We start from the raw sequence: 23,280 nt of genomic DNA on the forward strand, positions 1-23,280 counted from the left end.
CCCGGCCCCCGGCCCCCGGCTCCGGCTCCAGCTCCAGCTCCGGCCTGGACTCGGGCTCCAGCTCCGGCCTGGACTCGGGCTCCAGCTCCGGCCTCGGCTCCGGCCCAGACCTGGACTCCGGCCCCGGCTCCAGCTCAGCCCGTGGCCCCGGCTCGGGACAGCTGGGACGGGAAGGCGCGGGCCGTGGCTCAGGTCCAAGCCGTGGCCCGGGCCCGGCTCAGGACCAGGCTCAGCCCCTGGCCCCGACCTCGGCTCCAGCTCCGGCCTGGACTCGGGCTCCAGCTCCGGCCTCGGCTCCGGCCCAGACCTGGACTCCGGCCCCGGCTCCAGCTCAGCCCGTGGCCCCGGCTCGGGACAGCTGGGACGGGAAGGCGCGGGCCGTGGCTCAGGTCCAAGCCGTGGCCCGGGCCCGGCTCAGGACCAGGCTCAGCCCCTGGCCCCGACCTCGGCTCCGGCTCCGGCTCCGGGGTGCTGTCAGTGGTGGGTGCCAGACTCGCATCCATGACCGAACGGTGGGCGGTGGCGGCTGCGGACGGGGGCGGGGGCGGCGCGCTGCTCGTACCGCTGGGGCGGGACGGTACGCCCGCCGGGCCGGTGCTGGCCGAGCCCGACCTCGTCGAGGCGGTCCGTTCCCGGCCCGAGGTGGGGCGCTGGGTGTGGCGGTCCACCGCCGAGCTCTACCCCCGGCTGCTCGCCGCCGGGGTCCGTGTCGAGCGGTGTTACGACATCGAGTGCGCCGAGCTCCTGCTGCTCGGGCACGCGGGGCGGCTCGGCGAGCCCCGGTCCGCCGCTGCCGCGCTGGCCCGGCTGGAGAACGCCCCCGTACCGCCCGACCCGCCCGCCCGGTCCGCCGAACCCGGCTCGCAGTCCTCCCTCTTCGAGCCGTCCGCCGGGCCCGGGGTCCCCTTCGAGGGGCTCCTGCGGGTCTACGCGGACCAGGTGCGCCGCCACGACACGGCCGAGCACCCGGACCGGATGCGGCTGCTGACCGCCTCGGAGTCGGCGGGGATGCTCGTCGCGGCCGAGATGCACCGGGCCGGGCTGCCGTGGCGGGCCGACGTCCACCGGGAGGTGCTGCACGGGCTGCTGGGCGAGCGGTACGCGGGCGGTGGCGAGCCCCGCAGGCTGGCGGAGCTGGCGGACGAGGTGTCGGCGGCCTTCGGCAGAAGGGTCCGGCCCGATCTGCCCGCCGATGTGGTGAAGGCGTTCGCGCAGGCCGGGATCGCGGTGAAGTCGACCCGGCGGTGGGAGCTGGCGGAGGTGGACCACCCGGCGGTCGAACCGCTGATCGCGTACAAGAAGCTGTACCGGATCTGGACGGCCCACGGCTGGAGCTGGCTCCAGGACTGGGTGCGTGAGGGCCGCTTCCGCCCGGAGTACCAGCCGGGCGGCACGGTCAGCGGGCGCTGGACGACCAACGGCGGCGGGGCCCTCCAGATCCCCAAGGTCATCCGGCAGGCCGTCGTCGCCGACGAGGGCTGGCGCCTGGTCGTCGCGGACGCCGACCAGATGGAGCCGCGCGTCCTCGCCGCGATCTCCCGTGACCGGGGCCTGATGGAGGTGGCCGGTCATGACGGCGACCTCTACAAGGCCCTGTCCGACCGGGCGTTCCACGGCGACCGCGAACACGCCAAGCTGGCGCTGCTCGGCGCGGTCTACGGCCAGACCTCCGGCGACGGGCTGAGGAACCTGGCCGCCCTGCGCCGCCGCTTCCCGCTCGCCGTCGCCTACGTCGACGACGCGGCCCGGGCGGGCGAGAACGGGCGGATGGTGCGGACCTGGCTGGGCCGCACCAGCCCGCCGGTCGCCCTGGCGGGCCAGGACGAGGAGGCGGGCATCCCCCAGGAGGGCGGCGAGGCGGCCCCCGACGGCGGATCGGCCCGGGCCAGGGGCCGCTTCACCCGGAACTTCGTGGTCCAGGGCAGCGCCGCCGACTGGGCCCTGCTGCTCCTGGCCGGACTGCGCCGCACCCTCCACGAGCAGGGGCTCCGGGCCGAGCTGGTCTTCTTCCAGCACGACGAGGTGATCGTGCACTGCCCGGCCGAGGAGGCCACCGCCGTGACCGGGGCGATCCGGGCGGCGGGCGAACTGGCCGGCCGGATCGCCTTCGGGGAGACCCCGGTCCGCTTCCCCTTCACCACGGCGGTGGTGGAGCGCTACTCCGACGCCAAGTAGCCAAGCAAACGGCCCCGCCCCGGGGGGGCGAAGGGCCCGATGCCTGGTGCCCGGCGCCTGATGTCCGGCCCCCCCCCTGCGCCTGGCGCCCAAGGTCCGACGCCCAAGGTCCGACGCCCAAGGTCGCTCCCGTACCTCCGGTGTGGTGCCGACTCCTCCCGGATGTGGTGTCGGCTCCTCCCCTCAGGGTGCGGTGGCGGCTCGCCCTTGGGTACCGGGGCGGCAGAGCCCGGTACCCGGCGCGCCCCCTACTTCTGCTGGAGCTTCAGCCACTCCGGGCTGGTCGCCACCGCCTTGAGCTGCTCCAGGGTGAGCGCGGGCTCCGGGCGGGTGGCGGGTGAGGACTGCGTGCCGGAGTTGAAGGCCGAGACGACCACCCGCATGCCGTCGGGCCGCATCGTGTCCGCCGTCCACCAGACGACCCCGGTGCCGCCCTTCTCGCCGGGCTTCTGCGAGGTGGCGAGCAGCGTGCCGTCGGGCAGGGTGGTCGCGTCGCCGTACAGATCGTGGGCGACATCCCGCATATCGGGCTGCACATTGATCTGCACGAGGGTCTTGCCCCGGCCGTCGTTGACGACGACGGAGGCGAACTCGCCCCCTTCGTCCGTCTTCTCCCCCACTGTGAGCCCCTCGGGCAGCAGCTTCAGGAAGGTGGGCATCAGCAGCGTGTAGTCGAGGGAGGGCGCCGGGGAGCCCTCCGCCTCCGGGCCCGACGGGTCCGGACTCGATGTGCCCTGGTTCGACGGGGCCGACGAGGGCTTACCGGTCTGCGGGGTCTCCTTCTCCGTACGCTTCGCGTCCTCGGCGTCGGGCGACGGCGTCCCAGGGGTGGGCGAGGGCCCGTCCGTGTCAACCGTGTCGGCGTCGGCGCCGTCCGCCAGCGCGGCAGCCAGCGGGCGCCACTCCTCGGCCCGCGCCAGCTCCATGAGCCCCCTGGTGTCGAGGGCAGGGGCGGAACGGGTGGCGCCCGACCCACTGTCTATCACCCGGTTATAGGCGCGGGCGTCCACCGCGACGCCGCCCGCCGTGAAGAAGACGGCGCGTACGCCACCCGTCCAGCCGACCGGGCCCGGCTTGTCGGCGTTGTAGAAACAGTAGGTGAGCCCGGCGTTGTACCCCTCCTCGCCGCTGACGATGCCGGGGGCCGTGCCCGGCGGCTTCTCGCAGTCGGTGGCCTCGACCTCCTTGCTGCCCGGCGCGGGGTAGAGGAAGACCTGGACCGAGCCCTTCCCCTTGCCGTCGTCGTAGACGGCGGAGGCCGACGCGCGCTCCGGGCCGTCCGGCCCCCTCGTCACCGCACCCCGTGCCTGCTTGGCCGTGCCGGGCGGAAGCAGCTTCTCCAGGACAGCGGCCAGCTTCTCCTCGGAGAGGCCGCCCGCCAGGTTCGCGGGGGTGGCGGGCCCGCTGCTCGCCACCCCCGTACCGCCGCCGGGGCCACCGCCCAGCAGACCGGCGCCGAACGCTCCACCGCCCCCGACCAGGGCCAGGGCCAGCACGCTGCCCGCCACGGCGGCGCTCCGGCGGCGGCGGAGCGAGCGGCGCCCCTGTTCCAGAGCGCCGTCCACCACTGCGGTGCGGCCGGGCAGGTCGAAGGTCTCCCCGGTCCGGCGGAGTTCCTCGCTGAGTTCGTCTTCAAAAGGCATGGGAAACCACCACTTCTCGTTCTGGATGCGCAAGCCTGGATGCGCAGACCTGGGTGTGCGGTCTGCGTGCACAGCGGTTGACAGCGGGCGAAGTCTTCGGGGGTCAGGGGGCGGCGAACTCCGTGATGCTGCCGCCCAGCAGGGCCCGCAGCCGCCCGAGGGCCCGCACACAGCGGGTCCGTACGGCGGCGGGGCTGACCTGGAGCGCGATGGCGGTCTCCTCGATGCTCCGGTCCTCCCAGTACCGCAGGACCACCACCGCACGGTCCTTGGGAGCCAGTTGAGCCAGCGCCCGGAGCAGCGTCATCCGCAGCGCCGGGTCGTCGGGATCGGCCCGGGCGCCCTCGGGCAGCTCGGCCAGCGGGCGTTCCGTGGCCGAGCGACGGCGCCGGTGGGTCAGGAATATCCGGACGAGCACGGTCTGCGCGTACGCCGCCGGGTTGTCGATCCGGCGGGCCCGGCCCCACTGGACGTACATCCGGCCCAGCGTCTCCTGCACCAGGTCCTCGGCGAGGTGCACATCACCACTGGTCAGCAGACACGCCGAGCGGTACAGATGGCTCGCCCGCGCTGCGGCGAACTCCTTGAACTCCTCGGCACGCGATGTCCTCATGCCTTCCCCCGTCCGTCGTCTTCCGTCCTCCGTTCCGCCCTTCCACCTCATCGACGCACCGGGGCCGGGCAAATGTTTCAGACCTCGGAAGAATTCCGCCAGATCCCGCCTGACCGGCGAATCCGCACGCGAATCCGCATGCGAAAGCGCCCCGTTCACGCGCCGGACGGCGTGAACGGGGCGCGGGGCGGTGGTGCGCCTTCGCTGCTGCGGTGTCTACCCGCGTTCCCACAGCGCGGGGACGTTCGGCGGCTCCCAGCCCGTCATCGACTGGTGTGCCTGCCGGCAGCGGTAGGCGACCCCGCCGTAGGTGACGCGGTCTCCCGCGCGGTAGGAGGTACCGGGCGCCCAGGTGCCGCCCGGCGGGTCGGTGGGCGGATTGGTGGGCGGATTAGTGGGCGGATCGGTCGGGCCGGGCGTCTGGGCGACGTCCAGCACGAAGTCGAAGCTGCCCTGGCGCCCGTTGCCGACGCTGCGGACGTTCATCAGCAGCCTCGGATCGAACAGGGCGTCGGTGTTGTTGCGCGGTTCGTTCGGGAAGTACAGCTGGGTGGTGAGGATGCGGCCTCCGGGTGCCTGCGCCTTCACGTGGATGTGGCGCGTGCGGCCCGGGTAGAGGCCCGGTACGACGGTGGTGAGGCTGAACGCCCCGTCGGGGCCGGTGAACTGGTGGCCCCGGAAGGCGTACCGGGCCATGTCGTACGCCCCGTTGGTGTCGGCCTGCCAGAAGTCGAGCAGCGCCCCGGAGATGGGCCGGCAGGCCCGCCCGAAGACGTAGCCGCTCACGGTGAGCGGCACCCCGGGGGTTCCGGGTGTCACCAGGCTGTTCCTGCGCGGGGAGTTGGGCTTGAAGTACGGGCCCTCCATCTGCGGCGGGGTCGGGTCGTCCCCGTCGTCGCACTGCGGGGTGGGGTCCAGGAGGCCGCCGCTCCCGTTCGGCGCTGCGGAGTCCCGGGCGAGCGCGACGCCTCCTCCGGCGAGCAGAGGAGCCGCGCCCGCGACGATCGCGGCCTTCAGGAGACCCTTGCGGCTGATGTGCCGCCGGTCTGCCGACGCCTCGTCGGAGGCGTTCGGCTCATGGGGGGTTGCGTTGTCCATTTGTGGGGTCATGACAGTTCCTCGGAGTCCTCGGTGCGGGGAGGCAGAAGAGGTTCAGGAGGTTCGGTGACGCCGGATGTCCAGTGGGGTGGGTGGGGCAGGCGCCCCGGGTAGGACGGCGGCGGTGGTCAGATCCGCCGCCGTGGGGTCAGACCCGCGACTCCGTGGTCAGACCCGCTGCCAGAGCGCCGGGACGGCCGGCGGGGTCCAGCCGGCCTGCGCCGTGTGGGCCTGGAGGCAGCGGTAGGTCGCTCCGCCGTACGTCACCGTGGCCCCGACGGCGTACGAGGTACCGGCCGCCCAGGTGCCGCCCGGCTGCTCGGTGGGCGGCTGCGTGGTGGGCGTGTTGGTCGGGGTCGGCTGGCCGCCGCCGCTGGTGACGAGCGTCAGCCCGTACGCCTGGAGGGCCGGGAGCAGCGGCTGGAAGTACGTCGTACCGCCCGTGCGGCAGTTGCCGGAGCCGCCGGAGGTGACGCCCTGCGCCTGGCTGCCGGAGATGTACGAGCCGCCGGAGTCGCCCGGTTCGGCGCAGACGCTGGTGCGGGTCACGCCGGAGATGGTGCCCTCCGGGTAGGTGACGCTGGTGTTGAGCTGCTGGATCGTGCCGCAGTGCCAGCCGGTGGTGGAGCCGGAGCGGCAGACGGAGGCGCCGACGACGGAGGGGGTGGAGCCGGTGACGGTCACATCGCCGCGCCCGTAGCCGTTGACCAGGGGCCTCGGCACCCAGTTGGCGTTGGTGGCGACCCAGGCGTAGTCACGGCCGGGGAAGGTCGAGCCCTGGAAGGTGCCCTGGGCCTGCTGGTTGACGCCGTTGGTGGTGGTGCCGACCCGGCCGCAGTGGCCGGCGGTGACGAAGCCGTTCTGGGTGCCGCGCGTCACGGAGAAGCCGACGGAACAACGGCCTCCGCCGCCCATGTAGTACGCGTCGCCGCCCCGGATGTCCGCCAGGGCGCGGGGCTGCTCGGCGGTGCGGGCGACGGTGATCAGCTTGTCGCTGACCCCGGCGGCCTTCACGAACGCCTCACCGGCCCGGACACTCGTGGCGTTGACGACGACCCGGTTGGCCTCGACGTCGACGTACCAGACGGGCACGTTCTTCGGGGCCTTGTCCAGGGCCGCCTTGTCGAGTACGTCCTTGGCCGCTTCGAGCCGGTCCAGGCTGTGGCCGACGACCTCGGCCCTGGCGCCCGCCTTCGTGATGAGCGCGGCCTCGGAGGCGTCGGTGGTGGAGACGGTGAGGTCCGCCTTGTCCCCGCTGACCCGGGCCCCGGCGTAGCTGGCGCCGAGGGACTTCTCCAGGCCGGTGACGATGGCGGCGGCACGGTACTCGCCCGCTATCCGGGTCTTCGCGGCCTCCGCGTCGAGTCCGAGGTCGCGTTCCATGGCGGCCAGCAGGCCGGGGGAGAGGCTGTCGGCGGAGACGGCCGGAGTGCTGGTCGCCGGAGCGCCGGCGGACGCCACTCCGTTCAGTCCCGCGATGGCGAGCGCACCCACGGCCACCGTGGCGGTGGCCGTGGCGAGGGCGCGTCTGCGGAGCGTGGTGTTCTCCACGTAACTCTCCTTGTTTCAGGGGGGTGTCCGGTCCGGTTGGGGGTTGGTCCGGACCAGGGAATTGCCGACACCGTAGCCGCGGCCGGACGCGGCACAGGAGATCTCGTTCACCCCCTCCTCCCGCGTTATGGGGGCCTTTCCGGCGGAGGGCGGCCGGATCGGCGCGCACCTCCCGTGAAGGCCGTCTCCTCCCGTGAAGGGACCCGTCGTCTCCCCTTCGGTGGTGGGCCCGGGTAGGTTCGGCCCCATGCACACAGGGCAACTTCTGGGCTCGGGGCGCACCGCCGACGTGTACGAAATCGACGGCTCCTGGGTCCTGCGCCGCTACCGCGACCGCTCCGACACCACGGAGGAGCTGGCGGTGATGTCGTACGTCCGCGCCTTCGGCTACCCGGTGCCGCGCATCGGCCCGCCCGCCGACGGGGTCCTCCCCACCGACCTGGTGCTCCAGCGGCTGACCGGCCCGACCATGTCCGAAGCGCTGCTGGCGGGGGCCATGGGCGCCGCCGAGGGGGGCGCGCTGCTGGCCCGGCTGCTGCGCGAACTGCACGCGATCCCGCCCCGGGTCTCGGCCGATCCGCAGGACTGCATCCTCCATCTCGACCTGCACCCGGCGAACGTGATGCTGACGGACCGGGGGCCGGTGGTGATCGACTGGTCCACCGCCACCGAGGGCCCGCCCGGCTTCGACCGAGCGATGTCGGCGCTGACCCTGGCCCGGGTGGCGCTCGACCCGGAGTTCCCGGCGCCGGAAACCCAGGCCCGTACGCTGCTGGCGGCGCTCCTCGCCGAGCTGGCCGAGGACGGGGGCGCCGACGCCGCCGACCTGGACCGCGCCCGGGCCCGGCAGCGGGAGAACCCGTTCCTGACGGCGCCCGAACGCGGCTGCCTGGACGCGGCGGTGGAGATGGTGCTGGGCTGCTCGCCCCGGAGCTGAGGGCTGGGGGGCCGGGGGCCGAACGCCCTGGAGCAGCTGGATCAGAGGGACTTGGGCCGGAGGTTGAAGGCTCTCCGTACCGGAACCACCGGAGGTGCCGGAGGTGCCGGAGGTGCCGGTCAGAAGACGAAGTCGGGGCGCAGTGCTCGGATGGGCGGCACTCCGCCGGTGCTGTTCTCGGCGACGACAAGGTAACGGTCGCCGTGGACGGTGAGTTCCGCGGGCTCCTTGTATGTGAGGTCGGTCAGGGTGAGCGCCCGGAGGTGACGCCCGTTCATGGGGTCGATCCGGAAGAGCTTCTCCCTGCCGAGCACCCACACCGATCCGTCGCCCGTGGCGATGCCCCGCGTCTCGTCGTCGAGCTCCGAGGTCCACCGCCGTTCCCCGTCCTCCAGGGAGATCGCGACGAGCCTGCCGTCGTAGTCGATGAGGTGGCCGTTCCGGTTGGAGACGACGCTCCGGTCCCCCGGCTCGACGGCGGGGGCGATGAGCAGGCCCTCCACGACGACGGCGGCGGGCAGGGGCCGCGCCCCGAAGGTCACCGCCCGGTGGGTGCCGTAACTGCCGACGAGCAGCGTGTGGTCGCTCGCCCGGGTGGGGATGGTGGTGCGCACCGCGCCCCGGTCGTCGATGACCAGAACAGCCCGGGTGCCGCGCACCACCGGCTCCTCCACCCACAGGGTGAGCGGGTCGGCGGCCACCATCGCATAGCGCGTGAAGGGGTCCTGGACCGGCAGGGCGGTCCGGGTGGAGACGGCACCCGTGGCCGGGGCGAGCCGCAGGGCCTCCGCCCGGCCGGACTCCGGACGGGACGGGCAGTGGACCACGGCCAGCACCGTACGGAGGGCGGCGTCGACGACGGCGGGACGGCAGCCCTCACCGGCCTCGGCGTACCACCGCTCCCGGCCGTCGGCGGCGGACAGACCGCGCCAGCCCGATCCGTCCTGTACGACCGCGACGTCCCCCGCGAGGGCCACGGAACGGGAGAACAGATCGTCCGCGGAGAGCCCGGGGGCCTTGTCGCGGTGCTCCCACCGCGTGGTGCCCTCTTTCAGATCGAGTGCGGCCGTACGGCGGCACGGCCGTCCCTCCGGCGCATGGCCGATGAGCCCCAGCCCGCCGTGGGTCGCGGTGCTCATGGCGCACACGGTGTCCCTGTCGGGCGGCTCCCACGTCCATACGGCGGCGCCGTCGCTGATCCGGTACGCCGACACCAGGTCCTGCTGCGCGCGCACCACCAGGTCGGAGGTGGTCCACGTACCGACCGCGTCAGCCGCCCCCGGGCGGTCGTCCGGCACCGCCCAGACCTCCTCCGCCCAGTTGGACCGGTAGCCGACGAACATCGACGTGGCCAGGACGAGTCCCGCAAGCGCGCCGCAGGCACCGGCCCACCGCCGTCGGCTCAGCCGTGAGGCTCCGGAGAGGACGGTCAGTACCCCAATGAGCACGGCCAGGACCAGCGTGAAGAGCACGGCGAACGACGGGCCGTCCATCGCCAGCAGCACGACCGCGCCCACGATCAGCCCGCCCGTGGCACCGGTCAGCAGCCCCAGCCCGAGAGCGGCTGCCCGCTGCGCCCACACCGGAGTGCCGGAATCGGTCTTCTCCATGCCCTGCCCCCGTTCGCCCGGCCCCCGCCGACGGTGCGACTCTATGGCCCCCGTACCGCCAGGTCATTGCCCGGTTCCGGCAACGTCCCGGCCGTGCCGACTGCCCGTCGGCTCTGTCAGCCCTCTCGGCGCTGTCAGCCCTCTCGGCTCTCTTGGCCCTCTTGGCCCTCTTGGCCCTCTTCGCGCGGCCCGCACGGGAACGCTCCCGACGCAGGACCGCAGGGCCACAGGACCGGACCACTCCCCCCAGCCGCGCATGTCCGCATCGGCATGCGCTTGACAGGCACACTCCCACAACTCCATGATTCCATTAATTGACTAATGGAATTGAGGCGAGGCGCGTGGCAGACACGAGCACCCCGAACGGGACTCCCGGCAACTGGGCACTGGAGGCCCGCGGCCTGAGCAAGCGCTACTTCGGCGGCTGGGCGCTGCGCGACTGCTCCTTCCGCATCCCCACCGGACGCATCTGCGGACTGGTCGGCCCGAACGGCGCGGGAAAGAGCACGCTGCTCGGTCTGGCCACCCGCCAGGTGCAGCCGACCGCAGGTGAGCTGCGTATCTTCGGCGTACCGGTCGACGACCCCGCCGTGATGCCGAGGTTCGCCTTCCTCGGCCAGGAGAAGCCACTGTTCAAGCGGTTCACGGTGGCCGACACCCTGCGGATGGGCGCCGAGCTCAACCCCGGCTGGGACGCGGCGGCGGCCGAGCGGATCGTCCGCTCCGGCCATGTGCCGCTCCACGCGAAGACCGGCGACCTCTCCGGCGGGCAGCGCACCCGCGTCGCCTTCGCGCTCGCCTTCGGCAAGCGCCCCGACCTGCTGCTCCTCGACGAGCCGATGGCGGACCTCGACCCGCTGGCCCGCGACGAGATGAGCACGCTGCTGATGGCCGAGGCCGTCGAGCGCGGGACCACGGTGGTGATGTCCTCGCACCTGCTGACCGAGCTGGAGGACATGTGCGACTACCTGCTGGTCGTCGCGGAGGGCCGGGTCCGGATGGCGGGCGACACCGACGCGCTCGTCCCGGCCCACACCCTGGTGAGGGGCGTGGCCCCGGACGGCTCCCCGCCCGCCGGGCTCGACCTGCACACGGTGATCGAGACCCGCGTCCAGGGACGGCAGTTCCAGGCGCTGATCCGGCCGAAGGGCCCGCTGCCCGACGACTGGGAGAGCGCCGAACCCTCCCTGGAGGAGGTCCTGCTCGCCCACCTCCGCTCACCGGACGCCCCCTCGCTCTACACCCAGGGCGCCCGCGTCGAAGCCGAAGGGACCCAGGCCGCATGAGCACCCCCACCCTGACCGAGACCCCCACCGCGCTCCGGCCCCGGCGCCGCCTGTTGCGCGGGCTGCCCTGGCTCGTCGTACGGCAGCACCGCACCGCGCTCTCCTGCCTCCTCGGCCTCACCGTGCTCGGCGCGCTGTGGATCGTGTACCAGCGCCACGAGCTGGTCCAGCTGCTCGACGCGGCCGGCTGGCCGGAGAAGGAGGTCCAGCACCAGGTCCAGGAGACCCGGGGGTTCAGCTACGTCGCCTCCCTCCTCAGCGGCCTCCCACTGATCGTCGCCGTCTTCATCGGCGCCCCGCTCATCGCGGGCGACCGGGAGAACGGCACCGTACAACTGGTCACCACCCAGTCCGTCACCCGCCGCCAGTGGCTGATCGCCAAGCTGGCCTTCGCCTACACCCTGGCCCTGCTCTCCGGCCTGGTGCTGTCGGCCGCGTTCACCTGGTGGTGGGAGCCGCACCGCTCCTTCTTCGCCAGCAAGTGGATCGAGGGCGCCATCTTCGACAACACGGGCCCGGTCCTGCCCGCGTCCCTCCTCTTCCTGACCGCCTCCGGCATCACGATCGGCGTCCTGCTGCGCCGCACGGTGCCCGCCATGGTCGTCACGTTCTTCTTCATGATCGCCGCCGGGATGGTCTGGGACGAGATCCGTATCCGCCTCGGCTCCACCCAGATGGTCACGTACCCGCTGGACGGCGAACTCCCGGCCCGCCTCCACGACTCGTACGAGGTGGACCGCTGGGTCGGGAACGCGAAGGGGGACCTCTTCGGCTGGGGCTCCTGCGCCGAGGCGACCGAGCAGGCGCAGGACGCGTGCATCAAGGAGAAGGGCATCGTCAACCACGTCGTCGAGTACCTCGAACCCAGTCAGATGGCGGCGATGCAGTGGACCGGGGCAGGGCTCCTGCTCGCGGGGACGGCGCTCCTCACGGCGTTCGTCGTGTGGCGGGTGTCGCGCCGACCCCTGTAGGGCGGTACGCGTCCCGTACGCGAACGGTGCGCATCCCCTACATAAAGTGTCGGCAATCGAACGGAAGGTGGAGTCCGTGGTCGTATTCCGCATCGACCGCCGCAGCGGAGTGGCGACGTACCTCCAGATCGTCCGCCAGGTCGAACAGGCCCTGCGCATGGGGGCCCTGGAGGAGGGCGACCGGCTGCCCACCGCCGCCCAGGTCGCCGCGGAGACCAAGGTCAACCCGAACACCACGCTCAAGGCATACCGGGAGCTGGAACGGGCCGGGCTGGCCGAAGTGCGCCAGGGTGCGGGCACCTTCATCACCCGCACCCTCGCCCAGCCCCGGTCCGGCCCCGACTCGCCGCTCCGCACCTCCCTGACCGAGTGGATGCGGCAGGCCCGCGCCGAGGGGCTCACGGGCCAGGACGTCACGGCCCTGTTCCACGCGGCGTTCGCGACCGCGTACCCGGGCGAGGCACCGGACTGACGGCAGAACGACCGGCGGCGGCCCCGGCACCGGTCCCGGCGCCGCGGGCCGGAACGGGGACGGTCCTGGCCGCCGCCCGCCCGGTCGGAGGCGGGGCAGTGCCCGCGGCTCCACCCCCGCAACCCCGCCCTCGCCCTCCGCTTGCGCTCAGGCGCGGTTGTAGCGGTAGCCGCTGCCGTGGGCGGGGCCGACGTCGTGCCGGATGCCGGACCCGTCGACGACGAAGAACGAGGGGTCGGAGTCCCGGCACATCCCGGTGGAGCGGCCCTTGTCCACCGTGGCGGTACCGACGTTGATCCGCTTGCCGCCGTCCGCGACGGAGGTGAGCGTCGCCGTGTACTCGCAGTGCCCCGTGCCCTGTACGTCGGCGACGAGGGTCACCGCCTGCTGACCCGGGGACACCCGCCGGATGGCCACGGTGTGCGGCCGGAGGGAGTACTGCGACACGACGGACCACGTCCCGACGAAATGCTGGGGCACCCGGTTGTCCGGGGCCGGAGGATCGGGGTCCGTGACGGGCGGCTTCGGGGCGGTACCGGAACCGGAACCCCCGTCGCCGGAGCCCGCGCCTCCGGAACCGCCGTTACCGGAACCACCGCTGCCCGAGCCGCTGTTGCCGGACGAGCCGGAGCCGGAGCCGGAGCCGGAGCCGCCGGGCTGGGAGGACCCGGCGCCCGAACCGCTGCCCGCCCCCGCCGACGTACTCCCCGGAGCGACGGCTCCACCGCTGCCGGACCCCTCCCCGGCACCTGAGCCGCTGCCGCCCTCCTTGTCCTGTCCCTGTTCCTTCTCCTCCCCCTTGCCGCCCTTGCCGTCTTCGCCGTCTTCCTTCTTGTCCTTCTTCTTCGCCTCGTCCTCGTCCCCGTCGGCGGGGGGCGTGGCGGGGGCGGAGGGGGCATCGCCGGTTCCGGGGGATGCGGCGGCGTCACCCTTACGGGCATCCGCGCCGCCTTCCGTCCCCCGGTCGAGGAGGGCGACGGTGGAGCCGGTGGCCAGGACGGCGAGAACCGCGGCCGCCACGACCCACGTACGGCGACGGCGCGAGGTCTTCCGACGCGCATCGGCTGAATCCCCAGCGCTGTCGGAACCGCCGGAACCGCCCGAACCGCTCCCGGAGACGACGAGGGCGGGCGCGGGCTCGGGGGTGGCCGCCGCCTCGGATACGGGTACGGGCGCGGCCTTGGATACGGGCTCGGGCTCGGGTGCGGGTACAGCCTCCGGGCCCGGACGCAGATCAGCCGTGACGACATCGACATCGGCGTTGGCCTTGGCGTTGTCGACGTCGGCACCGGCATCCGCATCGGGGCGAGGCTCCTCCACGACCTCCTCCCCGGCCTCCGCCTTCGGCACGTCCGCGTCCAGCAGCAGCGCCGCCTGGCGGGCGAGGCGGGCCAGGAGCTGCGGCGGGAGCCACGCCCCGCCCTTCAGAGCACCCGGCTTCACGGCACCCGGCTTCGACGCGCCCAACTTCTCCGGCGTACCCAGATCGCCCAACAGCGCGTCCACACCCGGCCGTTCGGCGGGCTTCTTGGTGAGGCAGCGCCCGATCAGCTCGCGCAGCGGGGCGTCCGTGACCAGGGTGAGGTCGGGGGCGCCCTCGACGATCCGGTACATCACGGCGTGCTGGTTGCTCGCCCCGTTCCCGAACGGCAGCTGCCCCGTGGCCGCGTACATCAGTACGCAGCCGAGCGCGAAGACGTCCGCCCCCGTGCCGGTCTCCTCGCCGAGGATCTGCTCGGGCGCCATGAACCCGGGTGAGCCGATGACCATGCCGGTGCTGGTGAGCAGGGACTCGACGGAGACCTGGAGCGCGCGGGCGATGCCGAAGTCGATGACACGGGGGCCGTCGACGGTGAGCAGGACGTTGGACGGCTTCAGGTCGCGGTGCACGATCCCGGCCGCGTGGATGCCGCGCAGCGCCCGCAACAGCCCTTCGGCCAGGGCGTGTACGGACTCGGCGGGCAGCGGGCCGTGTTCCCGTACGGCCTGTTCCAGGGAGGGTCCGGGGACATAGCCGGTGGCCACCCACGGCCGGTCGGCCTCCGCGTCGGCGTCCAGCACGGGGGCGGTGTACCGGCCGCCGACGCGGCGGGCGGCCTCGATCTCCCGGCGGAACCGGGCCCGGAACTCCCCGTTGGCGATGTGCTCCTCGTGCACGACCTTCACGGCGACCGTGCGGCCCCCCGCCGAACGGGCCAGATAGACCCGGCCCATCCCGCCCGCTCCCAGCCGGCCGAGCAGCGGATAGGGCCCGATCCGTTCCGGGTCACCGGCCGCGAGGGGACGTATGCCCTCCATGGCGGTGTACCGCTCGCCGTCGTCGCTCTGTTCCCTGTTCACGCTCATACCGACCTGATCCCCCGATGGCCCGTTCCCCTGCGGACGCCCCGCGCTCGCCCCAGAATAGAAGCCGCCCGCGCGCCCCGCCCATGCGGCCGGGCCCAGGGTGAGGGTTGTTCAACTATGTTCCGTCACACAGGTGCTGGACCGAGAGACGGCCCTCACGGCCGACGGCTCAGAGACGGTCGGGAACCCGGCGCAGGGAGCGGATCGGACGGGCGGCCAGGAGGGCGGAGGCGGTGAGGAAGGAGACCACGACGCCCACCAGGAGCACCGCGTCGGTACCGAACGCGCCGACGGCGGGACCGGCCAGGGCGCTGCCGATCGGGTACATGCCGACGGAGCCCGCGACTTCGTAGGCGTGGATGCGGTTGAGCATCTCGCCCGGCACCTGGGTCTGCACGCTGGTGGCCCACATGACGCCCCAGACGCCGATCCCGGTCCCCACGGCGACCTGGGCGGCGGCGAGCATCCAGACAGGCCAGCCGAGCACGATGCCGAGCGGGTACAGGGGGTACGCCATCATCGCCACGGCCCCGGCGGCGAGCGGCCGTCCGGGCTTGTAGCGGATCGCCAGCAGCCCGCCGATCACGGTCCCGGCGCCCAGCGCGGCGTTGATCAGGCCGAAGGAGCGTGCGCCGTGCTCGGGGACGACGACCCCGGCGGCCACCGAGAGCTGCGGCCCCCAGGCGAGCACCGCATAGAACATCCAGATCACGATCACGCCCCAGAGCCAGCTCCGGGACCGGAACTCCCGCCAGCCGACGGCCAGATTGCGCCACATGGACTCGCCCGCGGGCGGGGCGGGCACCACACCGAGCCGGAGCGCGAACAGGCAGACCGCGCTGGTCCCGTAGGCGACGGCGGAGATCACCATCACCCAGCCGGTGGACCCGAACCCGACCAGGGTTCCGGCCAGCGCCGGACCGCCGAGACCGGTGATCGCCTCGGAGGTGCGCAGCACCCCGTTGGCCCCCTGCACATCCCGGGAGACCAGCGGAACGGTCGAGGCGGCACCCGGCTGGAACAGCGCGTTCGCGGTACCGGCCACCACCAGCAGCCCGTACAGCTGCCAGAGGTGGTCGATGCCGTGGAGGAAGAGGAGGGCGAGCAGTACGTGGGCGGCGAGGTTGGCCAGATCCGCGACGATCATCATCCGGCGGGCGGTGAACCGGTCGGCGAGCACCCCGCCGAACAGCACGAGACCGGCGAACGGGGCGACCAGGAACGCCATCGAGTAGCCCGCGGCGTCGAGCCCGTACCCCTCGATGAGCAGACCGGCCGCGACCGCGACGGGCAGCATGGCCCAGCTGAGGAGCCCCGCGCTGCGGCCGACGAAGTAGTACGTGAAGTTACGGGACCAGATCGCGGGCTCCGGCCCGCCCGCGGACTCCCGCATGCCTGCGGGCGGTTCCAGCTCCGCCACGCGCTCTTCCATGTCCGCTTCAGCCCTTCGGTCGTCGGTCGTCGTGGTGTGCGGCGAGTTCCGCGCGCAGGGCCGCGTTCTCCTCCTCCAGCGCCGCCAGGCGGTCGCTGAGGGGGGCCAGGGCCTCGGAGATCTCGTCCTGGCTGAAGCGGGGGGTGATGTGGTTGGGGCAGTTCCAGGCGTACGCCTCGACCCGGACGGTGACGAGCTGTTCGACCCGGCCCTCGGTACGCGGCGAGTCCAGCCGCCCGGCGAGCTCCGGGTTCTCCCCGGCCGGTACGGCGGTGGCGCGGCCGAACAGTTTGAGGCGGGTGCGGCGGGCGTGGTCGATGAAGAAGAGGGCGACGCGGTCGTTGCCGCGCACGTTGCCGGTGGTGATGTACTGCCGGTTTCCCCGGACGTCCGAATAGCCGAGGGTGTGCTCGTCCAGGACATGGACGAACCCCGGCGGGCCGCCCCGGAACTGGATGTAGGGCCAGCCGGTCTCGCCCACGCTGGAGAACAGGAAGCCGTCGAGACCGCGGATGAAGTCGGCTACGGGACCGGGGAGCGGCTCGGCCTCCCCGTCCGGCCCCCGCGCCTGCCGGCCGGCCGCCGTGGCGCTGCCCATCTCTTCCTGGACCCGGCGCACCGACGGGGTGTGCGCGAGGGCGGCGTACCGGCTCATGGGGAACCTCACTTCGGTCAACGTGCCCGGGAGGGGGCGGCCTTGCGGAGGAGCCCACCGTACGGACCGGGCCTGGTCGGGCTTCTCCAGCCGGACCAGAGGACCGAAGGCGCGCGGGAGGGCGGCCCCAGCCCGAACACGCCCTCACTGACCTGCGGTTTTACGGTGATCAGCGACCGGCAGAGGAGGGAACCGGCAGAACAGGGAAGACTGCCGGAGCAGTTGTCCTGCCCCGGGCCGGTACGACAGCGCGGACCGGACCGGCCGAGATCAGATCAATTCAGATCTGATCTGATCTGATCAGCAGGTGAGCAGATCCGCGGGCGCTTCCCGCCCCGTTGCGGCCCCCGCCGAGAGGCAGACGGGCAGGCTCTCCGCCAGCCGCCGGGCGACGGCGGTGAAGCCGGTGGCGGACGCCTGGAGGACGGCGGCGGCCAGGTTCTCGCGCTCGCTGTCCAGCCACTCCGAGGCCCGGGCACGGTCGGGGAAGACCGGCGCGACCGGGGGCTCCGTACCGGCGTAACCGGCGTACGGGTCCGGGGCGCCGGGGGCGCACTCCGGCGCACGGAGCAGCCGGGCCGCCGCCTCCGTGCGGTGGAGGTACCAGGCGAAGAGCCGCTGCCGGGCCGCGTGCGCCTCCTCCCGGCCCGCCAGCTCACGGGCGTACGGGCGCAGCAGACCGTGCAGCGCGAACCGGCCGACCGGCCGCTCCCGCACCAGATGGGCGTCGGCCAGGCCCACCAGGAGCGCGGCCGATTCGGCCGGGGTCACGTCCGCCAGCGCCGCGCCGCCGTCCGCGGTGAGGTCCGGTCCGGGCATCAGGGCGATGAGCCGGAACATCCGCTGGGCCCCGGCCGGGAGGACGTCGTACGAGAGGTCGAAGGCGGACCGTACCGTCGAGCGCCGGTCCCCCTCGATGCGCAGTCGGCTGAGCATGTCGTCGCCCGCGAGCCCGGCGGTGTGGTCGGCGATACCGGCGTTGCGGGCCACCAGGTTGGCACCGGCGATCCGGATGGCGAGCGGCAGACCGCCGCACGCCCGCACGAGCCTGCGGGCCGCCTCGTCCTCGGCCGCGGCCCGGCACTCGCCGACGATGCTGCCGAGCAGGTGGCGGCCCTCGTCCGGACCGAGCACGTCCAGGCCGATGCGGCGGGCGCCGTCGTTGGAGACCAGACCGGCGAGCTGGCTGCGGCTGGTGATCACCACCGCGCAGCCCCGGGCGCCCGGGATGAGCGGCCTGACCTGCTCGGCGTCGCGCGCGTTGTCGAGGACGATCAGCAGGCGCCTGTCGGCGAGGAGCGTACGGTACAGCGCCGCGGCCTCCTCCTCGTCGGCGGGCAGTCGGCCGGGCGGTACGCCGAGGGCGCGGAGGAACTGTGCGAGGACGTCAGCGGTACGCAGCGGGGGCAGCCGGGAGTGGCCGCGCAGGTCGACGAACAGCTGCCCGTCCCGGAAGTGTTCGCGCCGGGCGTGCGCCCAGTGCGTGGCGAGCGCGGTCTTGCCGACCCCGGGCGCGCCGACCACGGCCACCACCCGTGAACGGGACCCGGGGTCGGGCGGGACGAGGAGGTCCAGCACTTCCAGCTGCCGCTGTCGGCCGACGTAGAAGGCTGCTGCTGAGGGGAGTTGGGCGGGGACGGGACCGGCGGACACCACGGCCCGGCCGCCCGTCACCGAGCGCTTCAGACGGTCCGGGCGGTCAAGGCGCTCCGGAAGGTCCAAATGCCGTGCGAGGGGCAGCTGTTGGCGGAGCACCCGCAGATGGGCGTCACGGACCTCCGCGCCGGGCTCGATGCCGAGCTCCTTGTCGAGCCGGTCGTGCAGACGGCTGAACACGTCGAGCGCGGCGGCCTGTTCACCGCTGCTGGCCAGGGCGAGGATCAGCCGGGCGTGCAGGCCCTCGTGCAGCGGCTCGGTGTTCACCAGGTCCCCCAGGACCGGGACGGCCTCCTCGGGGCGGCGCAGCAGCAGGGCCGTATCGGCGTGCAGCAGCACCGCCCTGACCCGCCGCTCGTTGGCCGCCACCGCGGCCGGGTGCCGACTCAGCACCGGGTCCGCGTCGGCGAGCACCGGCCCCCGCCACCAGCGCAGGGCCCGCGTCAGCGACTCGTACGCCGCCGCCGGGTCCGGTGCGCGGTGCAGGCGCTCCGCGCGGTCCAGCAGATCGTCGAAGTGGCCGAGGTCGATCTGGTTCCGGGCCGCCCGGAGCACGTAACCGGTGGGCGTCCGGGCGACGGTGGGCGGCGGGACGGCACCCGGGCCGCCGCCGCCCGGCTCCAGCAGTCGGCGGACCTGGCTGACGTAGGTGTGGACGAGGCTCTGGTGGGAGCCGGGCGGCCCGGACGGCCAGAGGGTGTCGCTGATCTCCTGCTGGGTGGCGGGCTCGGGGTGCTTGAGCGCGAGCAGCCCGAGCAGGCGGCGCAGCATGGGGCTGGTGACCGGCACGGGGGTCCGGCCGCGCCGGAGGGCGAGCGGCCCGAGGATCAGCAGGCGCGGCCGGCCCGCGCCGTGCGGTGCCCCGGCACGGGCGGCGTCCAGCAGGTCCGCCAGCTCCCCGCCGGTCAGCCCGAGCACCTCGGCGAGGCTCTGGAGGGTACGGGCCCGGGGCCGCCGGACCCGGCCGCGCTCGATGTCACGCAGCGCCCTGGTACTGATCCCGGCCCGCGCCGCGGCCACTTCCTGGCTGAGCCCGGCCCGGCTGCGGAACACCTGGATCTGCGCGCCGAACGGCTCCCGCTCATCCGCCGGGCCTCCCCCGGGGAGCCCTGCGGCCGACGCCCTCCCTGACATGGCACCCCCTCGACTTCACCATGGATCAGTCTGGACTGGACCAATGCACCGGGCAAGGGACCTCCTGCCCTCCCGCCGGACGCACCCCGCAGCAAACCTTCGCAAGAACCGATTCCGCCGTGCCGCGCGTCCTGATCCACGGTGCCATCAGCGGCCCATGGCAGACCGCGGCACAGACGTGGTGGACGACAGGGTTCCGGCCAGGAACGGCTGCATGGCTCCCGGAGCGCAGATTCGATGAGTTCGATGAGGCGGTATTCACCATGAGACTCACCCTCGGCGGTGACTGGACCGCGACGGTGACGGACGGTCCTCTGCGCATCCCCCCGCGCTTCGACTTCCCGGGCCAACGCGTGCGCATCGCGGAGTACGCGGACGTGGAGGAATGGCAGCGGTTCCTCACGGACACGTTCGGCAGCCAGGAATGGCTGTGGGACGATCCCGACGAGTTCCGGTTCGCCCCGGACAGCCGGCACCTGGTGGCCACCGCGCTCCGGTTGCCCGATGAGTCCGCATCCGCCGAGGACTCCGCCCGCGTTCCCGCCCCGTCTGAGGTACGCCCGGGCGGGCTGCGCGCGGACGAGGTGCGGGATTTCCGGCAGGAGATCACCACGGTGCTCTGCCGGACCCCCGGGGACACCGTGCTGACGTGCCTGCGCGACCTCGGCGTGCTGGACGAGCCGCTGGAGGCCCGTATCGGCATCGCCCCGGACGTGGCGCTCCTCGTCCAGCACGGCGCCGTCGTCGGCTGGAGCCTCACGGACCCCGCGCGGTACCTGTGCGCCGCGTTCGCCGCCCCCGATCCCGCCCCACCCTCTCCCGCCACCCGCCGACTGCTCACCGAGTGCCTGGACCTGACCACCCAGCCGCTGATCCACGAGGTGGAGGACCGCGAACCGGGCGCCCTGGACCGCCTCCGGGCGCTCGACGAGGCCCTGCGCACCCAGCACGAGGACCGCCACCGGGCCGACGCCCTGCTGGCGCTCATCAGCACCCTGGTGGAGGACTACGCCGACCGCCCGCCCGGGCGGGAGCCGGGAACCAGGACCTGCCCCGGTCCTGTCACGAATCCGTCACCACCGGAACATCCGCCTCCCCGGGGTACATAGGGCTCGCTACGGTCATGCCTCCATGAACCGCCCGAGGGGGAAAGCCATGAACACCCGTACGCTCACCGCCGCGCTCTCCTGTCTCGCCGCCCTGGCACTCGTCGGCTGCGATCCGGCCGCCACGGACGCGAAGCCCCCGGCCCCGGCGACCGCCGAGCCCTCCGCCACACCTGCCGCGACACCGTCCGAGGAGGAGGGCGAGCCCGCCAGGCCCAAGACGGTGCCGGACTTCATCGGCATGGGTCTCCAGTCCGCGCAGGATGCCGCGCAGGCGGAGGGCTTCTCCTCCCTGAAGTCGCACGACAGTTCCGGCCGGGGGAGGCTTCAGGCGCTCGACCGGAACTGGAAGGTCTGCTCCCAGAACATCCCGGCGGGCACGGCGGCCTCCACCCGCACCACGCTGGACTTCGGCACGGTGAAGCTGGAGGAGACGTGCCCCGCCACCGACGCGAAGGCCCCTGAGGCGGCGGACGGGAAGATGCCGGATCTGGTCGGGGAGTCGCTCAAGGCGGCCCGTGGCGCCCTGGACCCGAGCACCTCGATCACCACGACGGACGCAGCGCAGGACCGCATGGTCCTGCTGGAGAGCAACTGGCAGGTCTGCACCCAGTCGCCCGCCGCCGGAGCCGTACTGAGGGGGCAGCCGGTCGAGTTCACCGCGGTGAAGTTCGAGGAGGAATGCCCGTAGCCGAGCTGTGGCGCCCCTCGCCGACCCGGAATGCGGCGACGGCGAACGGCATCGGCCGGGGCCCCTCAGCCCGGGAGGCCCTTCGCCGGGGGTTCGTCGCTGCGGGCGGACTCCCAGGAGTGCCAGAGGGAGGCGTACGCTCCCTGCGCCGCGAGGAGTTTGTCGTGGCTGCCGAGTTCGACGATGCGGCCGTGGTCCATGACCGCGATGCGGTCGGCGTCCCGGACGGAGTCCAGGCGGTGCACGATCGAGATCACCGTCCGGCCCTCGATCAGGGCCGCGAGCGAGCGTTCCACCCGGCGCGACGCGGTGGAGTCCAGCAGAGCGGTGGCCTCGTCGAGAACCAGGGTGTGCGGGTCGCAGATCAGCAGGCGGGCCAGCGCGAGCTGCTGGGCGGCGGACGGGGGGACCGGGGCGGCGCCCGGCCCGATCTCGCTGTCCAGGCCGTCGGGCAGCGTCCGTGCCCAGTCCGCGAGCAGGACCGTCTCCAGCGCTTCCCACAGCGGCCTGTCCTCCGCTTCCGGCTCCTCTCCCCCGCCGGTCAGGGTGAGGTTGTCCCGCAGCGTGCCGCTGAAGACGTGCTGCTCCTGCGTCACCAGCACGATCTCGCGGCGCAGCTGCTCGACCGGAAGGGCGGACACCTCGACGCCGCCGATCCGCACGGTGCCCCGGTCCGGGTGGTGCACACCGGCCAGCAGCTTGCCGAGCGTGGACTTGCCCGCGCCCGACGCGCCCACCACGACGAGGCGTTCACCGGGCTCGATGTCGAGGTCGATTCCGGTCAGGACCGCCCGGTCCGGCCCGTACCCGAAGCCGACCCCTTCGAGGCGGATCGCGTGGCCCTCGGTGGGCGCGGGCGGGCGTTTCTCCTCGTTCGGCAGCAGGTCCACGCCCAGGATGCGGCGCAACGCCGCGTTGCCGATCTGGAGTTCGTCGGTCCAGGTCAGCAGGTCGTCGAGGGGTTCACCGAGGGCCTGTACGTAGAGGACCACCGCGGTGACCTCGGCCAGGCCCACCGCGCCCCGCTGGTAGGCAAGGCCGCCGATCAGCAGCGTCAGCGCCATCGGGACCGTGGTGGCGAGGTCCAGGCTGGGGAACCAAACGGTCTGCAGCCAGGTGGTGCGCTGCCGCGTGCGGACCACGGCGTCGACCGCCCGGCCGTGCCGGGCGCGCTGCCGCGATCCGAGCCCAAGGGACTCGACGGTCGCGGCGCCCCGCGCGGTCTCGTGCACCACGGCCAGGACATCGGCCTCCTGGGCGAGCAGCCGCTCGTACGCCCGGGTCGCGCGCGGCCGGTACCACCACGTCGACAGCACCGCGAACGGCAGCCCCGCCAGCAGCGCGAGCGAGAGCAGCGGCGAGGTCAGCACGATCGCGGCGACGGTGAACACCAGGGTCACCGCCGCGAGCGCGATCCGTGGCACGGCCTGCCGAATGCTCTCGTTGAGCCGGTCGGCGTCGGTCGTGGCGCGGCTGAGGAGGTCGCCGGTGCCGACGCTCTCGACCTGGGCGAGCGGCAGCCCGAGGACCCGGCGGACGAAGTGCTCACGGGTGGCGGCCAGGACGCGTTCCCCGAGCAGGGTGGCCTGGGTGCGGGCCGCGCGGGCGAGCAGCGCGTGACCGGCCAGGACGCCGAGGAAGACCAGGGCGAACAGGTCGACGCGGCCGGTGCTGGTGCCGTCCTTGACGGACTCGACCAGCTGGCCGAGCAGCCGGGGGCCGACCAGCCCGGCGAGCAGCGCGGCGGCGAACAGACCGAAGGTGAGGGCGAGTCGGCGGGCCTCACGGCGCAGGAAGGCGCCGACCCAGGCCCGTACATCGGTCCGGCCGGCCAGCGGCAGCCGCCCGGGGGCCGTGACCGCTTCGGCGGGGTCGGGCCCGGCGCCCGCTCGGGTGGGAGTGGT

15 protein-coding genes and 3 pseudogenes are annotated in these 23,280 nt (G+C 73.5%); 7 read left to right on the top strand and 11 right to left on the bottom strand.

Translation table 11 applies throughout. The annotated features are described in order from the left end of the window. Positions 1-501 precede the first annotated feature (501 nt). A complete protein-coding gene (locus B7C62_14675) occupies positions 502-2,175 on the top strand; it encodes a bifunctional 3'-5' exonuclease/DNA polymerase (protein ID ARF73375.1) in 1,674 nt (557 codons plus the stop codon). A gap of 248 nt (positions 2,176-2,423) precedes the next feature. Here the strand turns inward: B7C62_14675 and B7C62_14680 are convergent. The 5 genes and pseudogenes from B7C62_14680 to B7C62_14700 all read right to left on the bottom strand — a co-directional run bounded on the left by B7C62_14680 (position 2,424) and on the right by B7C62_14700 (position 7,080). After that, a pseudogene (locus B7C62_14680) lies at positions 2,424-2,870 on the bottom strand (hypothetical protein). Positions 2,871-3,560: 690 nt separating this feature from the next. Continuing rightward, a pseudogene (locus B7C62_14685) lies at positions 3,561-3,818 on the bottom strand (hypothetical protein). 103 nt (positions 3,819-3,921) lie between these two features. Next, on the bottom strand, positions 3,922-4,431 hold the full coding sequence (locus B7C62_14690) for a SigE family RNA polymerase sigma factor (protein ARF73376.1): 510 nt from the start codon (positions 4,429-4,431) through the stop codon (positions 3,922-3,924). Positions 4,432-4,647: 216 nt separating this feature from the next. Continuing rightward, on the bottom strand, positions 4,648-5,529 hold the full coding sequence (locus tag B7C62_14695; GenBank protein ID ARF73377.1) for a dioxygenase: 882 nt from the start codon (positions 5,527-5,529) through the stop codon (positions 4,648-4,650). 168 nt (positions 5,530-5,697) lie between these two features. Then, on the bottom strand, positions 5,698-7,080 hold the full coding sequence (locus B7C62_14700) for a serine protease (GenBank protein ID ARF73378.1): 1,383 nt from the start codon (positions 7,078-7,080) through the stop codon (positions 5,698-5,700). A 247-nt stretch (positions 7,081-7,327) separates the two neighbouring features. On the opposite strand from B7C62_14700, the gene B7C62_14705 reads away from it, so the two are divergent. Further along, complete coding sequence (locus B7C62_14705; GenBank protein ID ARF73379.1) at positions 7,328-8,017, top strand: aminoglycoside phosphotransferase; 690 nt, start codon at positions 7,328-7,330, stop codon at positions 8,015-8,017. 119 nt (positions 8,018-8,136) lie between these two features. Here the strand turns inward: B7C62_14705 and B7C62_14710 are convergent, their stop codons facing one another. After that, the gene (locus tag B7C62_14710) at positions 8,137-9,627 is read right to left on the bottom strand and encodes a hypothetical protein (protein ARF73380.1); all 1,491 of its coding nucleotides are present in this window, start codon (positions 9,625-9,627) and stop codon (positions 8,137-8,139) included. Between the two features lie 341 nt (positions 9,628-9,968). Here B7C62_14710 and B7C62_14715 point away from each other — a divergent pair, with 341 nt between their 5' ends. The 3 genes from B7C62_14715 to B7C62_14725 are packed head-to-tail and all read left to right on the top strand — an operon-like array spanning position 9,969 to position 12,356. Next, positions 9,969-10,913, top strand: a complete 945-nt coding sequence (locus B7C62_14715; GenBank protein ARF73381.1) for an ABC transporter ATP-binding protein — start codon at positions 9,969-9,971, stop codon at positions 10,911-10,913. Further along, entirely contained in the window at positions 10,910-11,884 is a 975-nt protein-coding gene (locus tag B7C62_14720) for an ABC transporter permease (protein ARF73382.1), read from the top strand. Before B7C62_14715 ends, B7C62_14720 begins: the two co-directional genes overlap by 4 nt. 46 nt (positions 11,885-11,930) lie before the next feature. Further along, positions 11,931-12,356 (top strand): GntR family transcriptional regulator, encoded by a 426-nt coding sequence (locus tag B7C62_14725; protein ID ARF73383.1) that lies wholly within the window; start codon positions 11,931-11,933, stop codon positions 12,354-12,356. Positions 12,357-12,503: 147 nt separating this feature from the next. On the opposite strand, the gene B7C62_14730 is transcribed toward B7C62_14725, so the two are convergent. The 4 genes from B7C62_14730 to B7C62_14745 all read right to left on the bottom strand — a co-directional run bounded on the left by B7C62_14730 (position 12,504) and on the right by B7C62_14745 (position 19,579). Beyond that, the gene (locus tag B7C62_14730; protein ARF73384.1) at positions 12,504-14,702 is read right to left on the bottom strand and encodes a serine/threonine protein kinase; all 2,199 of its coding nucleotides are present in this window, start codon (positions 14,700-14,702) and stop codon (positions 12,504-12,506) included. Between the two features lie 169 nt (positions 14,703-14,871). Further along, a complete protein-coding gene (locus tag B7C62_14735; GenBank protein ID ARF73385.1) occupies positions 14,872-16,134 on the bottom strand; it encodes an MFS transporter in 1,263 nt (420 codons plus the stop codon). 7 nt (positions 16,135-16,141) lie between these two features. After that, entirely contained in the window at positions 16,142-16,789 is a 648-nt protein-coding gene (locus B7C62_14740; GenBank protein ARF73386.1) for a pyridoxamine 5-phosphate oxidase, read from the bottom strand. A 300-nt stretch (positions 16,790-17,089) separates the two neighbouring features. Further along, positions 17,090-19,579 carry a hypothetical protein gene (locus B7C62_14745; protein ARF73387.1) on the bottom strand — a complete coding sequence of 830 codons (2,490 nt, stop codon included), beginning with the start codon at positions 19,577-19,579 and terminating at the stop codon, positions 17,090-17,092. A 263-nt stretch (positions 19,580-19,842) separates the two neighbouring features. On the opposite strand from B7C62_14745, the pseudogene B7C62_14750 reads away from it, so the two are divergent. Both B7C62_14750 and B7C62_14755 read left to right on the top strand, forming a co-directional pair. Further along, a pseudogene (locus B7C62_14750) lies at positions 19,843-20,589 on the top strand (hypothetical protein). A 145-nt stretch (positions 20,590-20,734) separates the two neighbouring features. Continuing rightward, positions 20,735-21,376 carry a hypothetical protein gene (locus B7C62_14755; GenBank protein ID ARF73388.1) on the top strand — a complete coding sequence of 214 codons (642 nt, stop codon included), beginning with the start codon at positions 20,735-20,737 and terminating at the stop codon, positions 21,374-21,376. Between the two features lie 65 nt (positions 21,377-21,441). Here B7C62_14755 and B7C62_14760 read toward each other — a convergent pair whose 3' ends face one another. Then, the gene (locus tag B7C62_14760) at positions 21,442-23,217 is read right to left on the bottom strand and encodes a multidrug ABC transporter ATP-binding protein (GenBank protein ID ARF77166.1); all 1,776 of its coding nucleotides are present in this window, start codon (positions 23,215-23,217) and stop codon (positions 21,442-21,444) included. Between the last annotated feature and the right edge of the window lie 63 nt (positions 23,218-23,280).

It is taken from the genome of Kitasatospora albolonga (assembly GCA_002082585.1).
Lineage (GTDB): Bacteria > Actinomycetota > Actinomycetes > Streptomycetales > Streptomycetaceae > Streptomyces > Streptomyces stephensoniae.

Excerpts from the sequence above, each read along its gene's own strand:
- B7C62_14690 (ARF73376.1), bottom strand. The coding sequence starts at position 4,431 with ATGAGGACATCGCGTGCCGAGGAGTTCAAGGAGTTCGCCGCAGCGCGG.
- B7C62_14720 (ARF73382.1), top strand. The coding sequence starts at position 10,910 with ATGAGCACCCCCACCCTGACCGAGACCCCCACCGCGCTCCGGCCCCGG.
- B7C62_14740 (ARF73386.1), bottom strand. The coding sequence starts at position 16,789 with ATGAGCCGGTACGCCGCCCTCGCGCACACCCCGTCGGTGCGCCGGGTC.
- B7C62_14735 (ARF73385.1), bottom strand. The coding sequence starts at position 16,134 with ATGGAAGAGCGCGTGGCGGAGCTGGAACCGCCCGCAGGCATGCGGGAG.
- B7C62_14755 (ARF73388.1), top strand. The coding sequence starts at position 20,735 with ATGAACACCCGTACGCTCACCGCCGCGCTCTCCTGTCTCGCCGCCCTG.
- B7C62_14710 (ARF73380.1), bottom strand. The coding sequence starts at position 9,627 with ATGGAGAAGACCGATTCCGGCACTCCGGTGTGGGCGCAGCGGGCAGCC.
- B7C62_14675 (ARF73375.1), top strand. The coding sequence starts at position 502 with ATGACCGAACGGTGGGCGGTGGCGGCTGCGGACGGGGGCGGGGGCGGC.
- B7C62_14745 (ARF73387.1), bottom strand. The coding sequence starts at position 19,579 with ATGTCAGGGAGGGCGTCGGCCGCAGGGCTCCCCGGGGGAGGCCCGGCG.
- B7C62_14695 (ARF73377.1), bottom strand. The coding sequence starts at position 5,529 with ATGGACAACGCAACCCCCCATGAGCCGAACGCCTCCGACGAGGCGTCG.
- B7C62_14730 (ARF73384.1), bottom strand. The coding sequence starts at position 14,702 with ATGAGCGTGAACAGGGAACAGAGCGACGACGGCGAGCGGTACACCGCC.
- B7C62_14705 (ARF73379.1), top strand. The coding sequence starts at position 7,328 with ATGCACACAGGGCAACTTCTGGGCTCGGGGCGCACCGCCGACGTGTAC.